General features: G+C 66.1%; 8 protein-coding genes. 3 read left to right on the top strand and 5 right to left on the bottom strand.

Annotated features, from left to right (window positions below; genetic code table 11):
- Positions 1-298: riboflavin synthase (locus AC2VOU_RS10590; protein WP_486957335.1), on the bottom strand; the 298-nt coding region annotated here is incomplete at its 3' end.
- Between the two features lie 143 nt (positions 299-441).
- On the opposite strand from AC2VOU_RS10590, the gene AC2VOU_RS10585 reads away from it, so the two are divergent.
- Both AC2VOU_RS10585 and AC2VOU_RS10580 read left to right on the top strand, forming a co-directional pair.
- Positions 442-1,155, top strand: coding sequence for an LppX_LprAFG lipoprotein (locus tag AC2VOU_RS10585; protein ID WP_047316270.1), 714 nt, complete (start codon positions 442-444; stop codon positions 1,153-1,155).
- Positions 1,155-2,711 carry an MFS transporter gene (locus AC2VOU_RS10580; protein WP_047316271.1) on the top strand — a complete coding sequence of 519 codons (1,557 nt, stop codon included), beginning with the start codon at positions 1,155-1,157 and terminating at the stop codon, positions 2,709-2,711. The genes AC2VOU_RS10585 and AC2VOU_RS10580 overlap by 1 nt, the downstream gene beginning before the upstream one ends.
- Here the strand turns inward: AC2VOU_RS10580 and ribD are convergent.
- From ribD to fmt, 4 genes are read right to left on the bottom strand one after another with little or no spacing between them, the layout of a single operon-like run.
- Positions 2,692-3,675 (bottom strand): bifunctional diaminohydroxyphosphoribosylaminopyrimidine deaminase/5-amino-6-(5-phosphoribosylamino)uracil reductase RibD, encoded by a 984-nt coding sequence (ribD, locus tag AC2VOU_RS10575; RefSeq protein ID WP_276012167.1) that lies wholly within the window; start codon positions 3,673-3,675, stop codon positions 2,692-2,694. The genes AC2VOU_RS10580 and ribD overlap by 20 nt on opposite strands.
- Before the next feature lie 32 nt (positions 3,676-3,707).
- The gene (gene rpe / locus AC2VOU_RS10570; RefSeq protein WP_047316273.1) at positions 3,708-4,397 is read right to left on the bottom strand and encodes a ribulose-phosphate 3-epimerase; all 690 of its coding nucleotides are present in this window, start codon (positions 4,395-4,397) and stop codon (positions 3,708-3,710) included.
- A gap of 43 nt (positions 4,398-4,440) precedes the next feature.
- Positions 4,441-5,871: an RsmB/NOP family class I SAM-dependent RNA methyltransferase gene (locus tag AC2VOU_RS10565; RefSeq protein ID WP_054880161.1), complete on the bottom strand. Its 1,431-nt coding sequence runs from the start codon at positions 5,869-5,871 to the stop codon at positions 4,441-4,443.
- Positions 5,868-6,818, bottom strand: coding sequence for a methionyl-tRNA formyltransferase (fmt, locus tag AC2VOU_RS10560; protein WP_486957334.1), 951 nt, complete (start codon positions 6,816-6,818; stop codon positions 5,868-5,870). Before fmt ends, AC2VOU_RS10565 begins: the two co-directional genes overlap by 4 nt.
- Before the next feature lie 169 nt (positions 6,819-6,987).
- On the opposite strand from fmt, the gene AC2VOU_RS10555 reads away from it, so the two are divergent.
- Complete coding sequence (locus tag AC2VOU_RS10555) at positions 6,988-7,812, top strand: class I SAM-dependent methyltransferase (RefSeq protein ID WP_047316298.1); 825 nt, start codon at positions 6,988-6,990, stop codon at positions 7,810-7,812.
- The last annotated feature ends 114 nt before the right edge of the window (positions 7,813-7,926 follow it).

The raw sequence follows: 7,926 nt of genomic DNA, 5'->3' as shown, positions 1-7,926 counted from the left end.
GCACGATGTGCCCGCCGAGCCGGCTGTTGATGGCCGCGGCGCGCTCCAGATTGACCCGGCTGCCGACCCGTAACTCGCCCAAGTTGGACCGATGCAGCGTTTCGGCCATCACATCGGCGCTGAATTGGCCGTCGGGCAGCACCTCCACCACCGTCAGGCACACGCCGTTGACCGCAATCGAATCGCCATGTCCAGCGTCGGCGGTGACGGTGCGACCGCGAATGACCAGGCGCGCCGCATCGGCATGGGCGTCGCGGCCGGTCACCTCTCCGAGTTCCTCGACAATTCCGGTGAACATGGCACCAGGCTAGTTGGCCGTCCTCCCAGCCCCTATCGGGCACGGCAAACGCCGTTGTCAAGCGACGTAGGCACGCCGCGTTCGACCCCCACCACTCCCCGTGTTTTCCGGGCCGGTCACTGGCACCCTCTACGATGCAGGGTATGCCAGCCCCCAGACGTCACCGCCGTCTCTTCGCCGTCCTCGCCACCCTGAGCATTGCCACCGCCGTGATCGCCGGCTGCTCATCGGGCTCCAAGCTGAGCGGCGGACCACTGCCCGACGCGACGACCTTGGTCAAACAGGCCACCGACGTCACCAAGAACGTCACGAGCGCACACCTGGTGTTGTCGGTGAACGGCAAAATTACCGGGCTGCCGGTCAAGACACTGACGGGTGACTTGACCACGAAGCCGAACACCGCCGCGTCGGGAAACGCCACGATCACCATTGGCGGGTCTGATCTGAATGCCAACTTCGTGGTCGCCGACGGGGACCTGTACGCCACCCTGACGCCGAACAAATGGAGCGATTTCGGCAGAGCCTCCGACATCTACGATGTCGCGTCGATCCTGAATCCGGAGACCGGCCTGGCCAACGTGCTGGCGAACTTTACCAGCGCCAAGGCCGAGGGCCGCGACAGCATCAACGGTCAAAGCGCCGTCCGCATCAGTGGAAACATCTCCGCAGATGCGGTAAACAAGATCGCGCCGCCCTTCAACGCGACGCAGCCCGTGCCGGCCACCGTCTGGATTCAGGAGACCGGCGATCACCAGCTAGCGCAGATCAGGATGGATAAGAGTTCAGGCAATTCCGTCCAGATGACATTGTCGAATTGGGGCCAGCCGGTGCAGGTCACCAAGCCCCCGGTGAGCTGATGAGCACGCAGGCGGGACGCCGAGTCGCGATCAGCGCCGGCAGCCTCGCGGTACTGCTAGGGGCCCTGGACACCTATGTCGTGGTCACCATCATGCGCGACATCATGCGTGACGTCGGCATCCCGGTGAACCAGATGCAGCGGATCACCTGGATCGTCACCCTGTACCTGCTGGGCTACATCGCCGCAATGCCACTGTTGGGCCGGGCTTCCGACCGATTCGGCCGCAAGCTGTTGCTACAGGTCAGCTTGGCCGGATTCGCCGTCGGGTCAGTGGTCACCGCGCTGGCCGGGCAGTTTGGCGACTTTCATCTGCTGATCGCCGGCCGCACCATCCAGGGGGTAGCCAGCGGCGCGCTGCTGCCGATCACTCTGGCGCTGGGCGCGGATTTGTGGGCACAGCGCAGCCGCGCTGGCGTGCTCGGTGGCATTGGCGCCGCGCAGGAGCTCGGCAGCGTGCTGGGTCCGCTGTACGGAATCTTCATCGTCTGGCTCTTCAGCGATTGGCGATACGTGTTCTGGATCAACGTCCCGCTGACCGCGATCGCCATGCTGATGATCCAATTCAGCCTGCCCTCGCACGACCGCGGCGACGAGCCGGAGAAGGTCGACGTGGTCGGTGGTGTGCTGCTGGCCATCACGCTAGGCCTGGTGGTCATCGGGCTCTACAACCCCCAACCCGACGGCAAACAGGTGCTGCCCAGCTACGGGTTGCCCATGCTGGTCGGGGCGATCGTCGCCGCGGTGGCATTCGCGGTCTGGGAGCGCTTCGCCCGCACCCGGCTGATCGAACCGGCCGGTGTGCACTTCCGGCCATTCCTGTGCGCACTGGGCGCATCGGTTGCCGCGGGCGCGGCGCTGATGGTGACGCTGGTCAACGTGGAACTGTTCGGCCAGGGCGTGCTGGGGATGGACCAGACCCAAGCGGCCGGTCTACTGGTGTGGTTTCTGATTGCGCTGCCGATCGGGGCGCTGCTGGGCGGGTGGATCGCCACCATGGCCGGGGACCGCATAATGGCCTTCGTCGGGCTGCTCATCGCCGCGGGTGGCTATTGGCTGATCTCCCACTGGCCGGTCGACTTGCTGAACTATCGGCACAGCATCTTCGGTGTATTCAGCGTGCCCGCCATGCACTCCGACCTGCTGGTGGCCGGCCTGGGACTCGGCCTGGTGATCGGCCCATTGTCGTCGGCTACCCTGCGTGTTGTCCCGGCGGCGCAGCACGGTATCGCCTCGGCGGCAGTGGTGGTAGCCAGGATGACCGGCATGTTGATCGGGGTAGCCGCGCTGACTGCCTGGGGGTTGTACCGGTTTAACCAGATCCTTGCCGGGTTGTCGACGGCGGTCCCGCGCGATGCCACCTTAATTGAACGCGCCGCCGCGATAGCCGGCCAGGCTCAGCGCGCATACACGATGATGTACGGCGACATCTTCACGATCACGGCCATCGTATGTGTCATTGGAGCACTGCTGGGTCTGCTGATCAGCGGCCGCAAGGAACACGCGAACGAGCCAGAAGTCGTCGAGCTACAGGCGGCTACCGCGCCACCAGGCTGAGCACCAGATCAGGGCCAGCTCGATCGATGCCGTCGAACTGCCAGCGCAGCGCCCGCGCGATGTTGGGCACGCCTACGTCGTCAACGGCAGTGACGGGGCCACCCAGCAGGATCGGCGCGACGTAGGCCAGGATCCGGTTGATGACTCCGGCCCGCAGGAAAGCACCGGCGAGGGTGGGGCCCCCTTCCAGCAGTACATCGGTCCGATCTGAGAGCGCCTTGAGGACCTCCATGGGATCGTGGGTACGAATCACCATGGTGCGCGAATCGTCGTTGAGAACGTTCGCTTCTGGCGGTATGTCCCGCATGCCCACCACCACTCGCAGCGGTTGCCGGTCGGCCAGCGCACCGTTGGCCAGGCGGGCCGTGAGGGTCGGATTATCAGCCAGGACGGTGCCGGTGCCGACCACGATCGCATCGGCGGTGGCGCGGCGACGATGCACATCGGCGCGCGCGGCTTCGCTGGAGATCCACTGGCTGGAGCCGTCGGCGGCAGCGCTGCGACCGTCGATGCTGCTGGCGTACTTCCACGTCACGTGCGGCAGCCCGGTCCGCTGCTTGTGCAGCCACTCCCGCAGCGGTCCGGCGGTCACCAAATCAGCCAACACCCCGGACCGCACATGCACGCCGGCTGCCGTCAACCGGGCCGCGCCGCCACCGGCGATCGCGTTAGGGTCGGCGACGCCATAGACCACCGTTCCTACTCTGGCTTCCAGCAGCGCGTTCACACATGGCGGCGTCTTGCCGTAGTGGTTGCAAGGCTCGAGGGTGACCACCGCAATGGCGCCGGCGGCCGTACCGCCGGCCTTACGCAGCGCCACCACCTCAGCATGGTCACCGCCGGCCGGCTCGGTGGCGCCAACGCCGACAACCCGCCCGTCGGGGTCCACAATGACCGCCCCGACCGGTGGATTCGGATAGGTGGTGCCCTTAACCAGGTAGGACTGTTCGACAGCCAGCCGCATGGCGGCGTCGAGGCTGTCGACCGTTTGAACGCTCACCGGCGTAGATGCGACGACACGGCACCAGCCTGTCGCCGTAAGGCGGCTACCGCGGCGCTGGGGTCGGCCGCGCCGTAAACGGCCGATCCGGCGACGAAACAGTCCACGCCAGCTTCGGCTGCCTGCTCAATGGTGTCCGCATTGATGCCGCCATCGATCTCGACCAGGATCGTCAACTCGCCCGAATCGACCATCTTGCGTACTGTACGCACCTTGCTCAGCACTTCGGGGATGAATTCCTGGCCCCCGAAACCGGGCTCCACCGACATGATGAGCAGGGTGTCGAAGTGCGGCAAGATATCCAGGTAGGGATCCAGCGGTGTCCCAGGCTTCACGCTGATCCCCGCTTTTGCGCCAGCGGCCCGGATATCGCGGGCTACCCCGACCGGATTGTCGGTGGCCTCGGCGTGGAAGGTGACGTTATAGGCACCCGCTTCGGCGTACGGCGGTGCCCACCGGTCTGGGTTGTCGATCATCAGATGACAATCCATTGGGATGTCGCTGGCGGCCAGCAGGCTCTGCACCACCGGCAGTCCGATCGTCAGGTTCGGCACGAAGTGACCGTCCATCACATCGACATGCAACCAGTCGGCGCCAGCCACGACGGCCGCTTCATCGGCGAGCCGGGCGAAATCAGCGGCCAGGATCGACGGCGCGATCAAGGGTCGCGCATGGTGGCCAGGCATGAGCGACAGATTAGTCCGGCGACGATGCGTGCCGCGGCGCGGCTCACGCCAGGCGGCGCAAGGCGGCCGCGAACATGGCGTCGGTGCCGTGCCGGTGCGGCCAAAGCTGCACATACGGACCATCGCCCAGCCCCTCGGTGATCGGCTCAAACAACGACCGGGTGTCCAACGCGCACACCGGATGACGACGCAACGCGTCGGCTATCACCCCTACCGTCTCGGCCAGGTGCGGTGAACACGTCGAATAGAGCAGCACGCCACCGGGTCGGGTCAGCGCGATCGCGGCACTCAGCAGCTCGCGTTGCAGCTTGGCTAGCGCTGGCACGTCACTAGGCTGACGCCGCCAGCGGGCCTCGGGCCGACGGCGCAGTGCGCCTAACCCGGTGCAGGGCACGTCGATGAGCACCCGGTCGAAACCCGGGTCGAGGCCGGACTGGCGCCCGTCGACACGCAGCACGTCTACCGGCAACCCGCGGGTATTGTCCACCACCAGATCGGCACGGCGCGGCGCCGGCTCGACTGCGGTGACCCGAGCGCCGCAGCCGGCACCCAGCGCAGCCAGCAGCGCGGTCTTGCCGCCCGGCCCGGCGCACAGATCCAGCCATCGGCCAGTGTCACCGTCGACCGGTGCCAGGGTGAGTGCGCGGGCCACCAACTGACTGCCCTCATCCTGGACCAGGGCTGCGCCGTCGCGCACCGGTGCCAGCTGTCCGGGGTCGCCACCAGAGAGGTACACCGCATACGGCGAGTACCGACCAACGGTGCCGTGCACCGTGTCGGCTAGTTCTGCAGCGCTCAGCACTGAAGGGCGGGCCGCCAAGTGCACCCGGGGCCGTTCGTCGTCGCTGGCCAGTACCGCGTCGAGCTCTGTCGCCGCCGAACCCAGCGCGTCAACGAAGGCCTGGGCAATCCAGCGTGGATGGGCATGGACGAACGCCGCGTACCCGATCGGATCGCCTGACGGGTCGGGGGCCAGCTCGTCCACCCAGGATCGCTCGTCTCGCTCGGCGATAGTACGCAACACGCCATTGACGAAACCCGCTCGCGCCGAGTCAAATTCGATTCCGGCCTGTTCAACGGTGGTGGACACCGCGGCGTGCGCCTCGACGCGGGTACGCAGCAGCTGATAGGTGCCCAGCCGGAGCAGGTCGAGTAGCACCGGATTGATCGCTTGCGGCGAGCGTCCCGCCGCCGCACCGATGACCGCGTCGAGCAAACCCCGGGTTCGGCACGCGCCGTAAGCCAGCTCGGTGGCGAACGCCGCGTCTCGTCCGCTGATACCACGTTGCTGCAGCAGTGCGGGCAGCGCAAGGTTCGCATACGCGTCGCGTTCACTGACCGCTCGAAGCACTTCAAACGCAGCGTGACGCGCCGGGTCCAGCGGCCGGCGACGCGGCCCGCGTGCTCGATTCTGCGGTCGGACTGGTTTGCGGTCTGGCTGGTTTCGGCGTGGCTTAGCCTGGCCTGAGGTCATAATGCCCGCACTGCGGGGTCCAGCCGGGCGCCCCGCGCCCAGTCGACAGCGTTCATGAGTTTCTTTCCTGGCGGCTGAATCTGGCCCAGCCGCACCGGATCTGATCCAGTACCGATCCACACGCTTTTGCGGTCTACGTGAATACCACCGGGCGGCAAGGGCTTCAACGGCCTCGGCAGATCAGCAGCGCCAGCGTCGAGGTGCACAGGTCCGAGTTTGACCCGTAACTCACCGATAAATGTCCAGGCCCCCGGGTTGGGCGTGACGGCCCGAATGCGACGCTCAACAACTGGAGCCGGCAGATCCCAGCGCACCCGGGCCTGCTCAACGGTGATTTTCGGCGCGACGCTAACCCCTTCGGCCGGTTGCGGTCGCGGTGTCAGCGTCGCGTCGGCGATGCCGTCCAGTGTGCTCGACAGCAGCGTCGCCCCGGAAACCGCCAGTCGCTCAAGCAGATCGCCAGCGGTGTCAGTCGGCTGGATCGTCTCGGTGACGACTCCATAAACCGGTCCAGAATCCAGGCTCGGCTCGATCTGGAACGTCGTCGCTCCGGTGATCGTGTCGCCAGCGGCGATCGCAGCTTGCACCGGCGCCGCGCCGCGCCAGGCCGGCAGCAGCGAGAAGTGCAAGTTAACCCAGCCGCGCGGTGGCACCGCGAGCAGCGGATTGGCCAGCAGCGCGCCGTAGGCCACCACCGCGCAACACTGCGGTGCCAACTCCGATAGTTCGCTGACAAACTCGGGCGAGTTCGGCCGAGCTGGCCGCAGCAAGGGAATGCCGCGGTCGAGCGCCTCGCGGGCCACCAGCGACGGTTCCGGCTTGCCCCTCCTGCCGGATGCGGCGTCGGGCCGGGTCAACACGGCAACCACGTCATGACGAGGCGAGTCGATGAGACGACGCAGCGCGGGCAGCGCGGGTTCGGGGGTGCCGGCAAAGACGAGACGCACCGGAACAGTCTAAGAACGGTCCCCGGCCTTGCTATTCCGCAGGCCGTGTACATGTGTCGTAGGCCACATCGGTGACATGCACAAATCACCCACAGATGTTATAGACATTTACTATTGCAAGTACATACTATTTCTAGCGGGCATCATCGCCACCTGGGAGGAGACCAGAATGAACCTCGACATACCCATCCATGAGGACCAGTCGCTTGCGGCCACGCATCGAGCGATGTGGGCACTGGGCGACTACGCTCTGATGGCCGAGGAGGTGATGGCCCCACTGGGGCCAATCCTGGTCGCCGCCACGGGTATTCGACCTGGCGTTCGAGTACTCGACGTCGCCGCCGGCTCCGGCAACATCTCGCTCCCTGCCGCCAAGACTGGCGCCACCATTGTCTCCACCGACCTGACGCCGGAGCTGTTGCAGCGCTCCCAGGCCAGGGCTGCAGAGCTCGGGCTGACGCTCGAATACCGGGAAGCCAATGCACAAGCCCTGCCGTTTGGCGACGGGGAGTTCGATGTCGTGATGTCGGCCATCGGCGTGATGTTTGCGCCAGACCATCGACGCGCTGCCAGCGAGCTGGTTCGAGTTTGCCGGCCCGGCGGGACGATCGGTGTGATGAGCTGGACGCAAGAGGGCTTCTTCGGCCGAATGTTAGCCACGATCAGGCCTTACCGGCCAAGCCTCTCGGCGGCCTTACCCCCGGCAGCGCTATGGGGACGCGAGGCCTACATCCGCGGGCTGCTGGGCCATGGCGTCAGCAACGTCAAAACGGAGCGCAGACAGCTCGAGGTGAAGCGGTTCGCCACCGCCCAGGGCGTCCACGACTACTTCAAGAACCATTACGGTCCAACGATCGAGGCCTACGCAAACATCGGCGACAATGCAGTGCTAGCCGCCGAACTCGACGCCCAACTCACCGAGCTCGCACAGGAATACCTGACGAACGGCGCGATGGATTGGGAATACCTGCTGCTCACCGCTCAAAAGCACTGAGACCGGCCGCCCTGAGCTCGGCACCCTCCGGCCCCCAACGCCGAGCTCGGGGCGCTGCCACAAAGACTTGACCATCGGCCCTTTGCAGCGAGCCGTGGCCACGCCTACATGTAT

It is taken from the genome of Mycobacterium sp. TH-M25, assembly GCF_057473665.1.
The sequence above is the reverse complement of the archived record's forward strand: the minus strand, read 5'-3'. Positions and strand labels throughout refer to the sequence as shown.

Excerpts from the sequence above, each read along its gene's own strand:
- AC2VOU_RS10585 (WP_047316270.1), top strand. The coding sequence starts at position 442 with ATGCCAGCCCCCAGACGTCACCGCCGTCTCTTCGCCGTCCTCGCCACC.
- AC2VOU_RS10580 (WP_047316271.1), top strand. The coding sequence starts at position 1,155 with ATGAGCACGCAGGCGGGACGCCGAGTCGCGATCAGCGCCGGCAGCCTC.
- ribD (WP_276012167.1), bottom strand. The coding sequence starts at position 3,675 with ATGCGGCTGGCTGTCGAACAGTCCTACCTGGTTAAGGGCACCACCTAT.
- rpe (WP_047316273.1), bottom strand. The coding sequence starts at position 4,397 with ATGCCTGGCCACCATGCGCGACCCTTGATCGCGCCGTCGATCCTGGCC.
- AC2VOU_RS10565 (WP_054880161.1), bottom strand. The coding sequence starts at position 5,871 with ATGACCTCAGGCCAGGCTAAGCCACGCCGAAACCAGCCAGACCGCAAA.
- AC2VOU_RS10555 (WP_047316298.1), top strand. The coding sequence starts at position 6,988 with ATGAACCTCGACATACCCATCCATGAGGACCAGTCGCTTGCGGCCACG.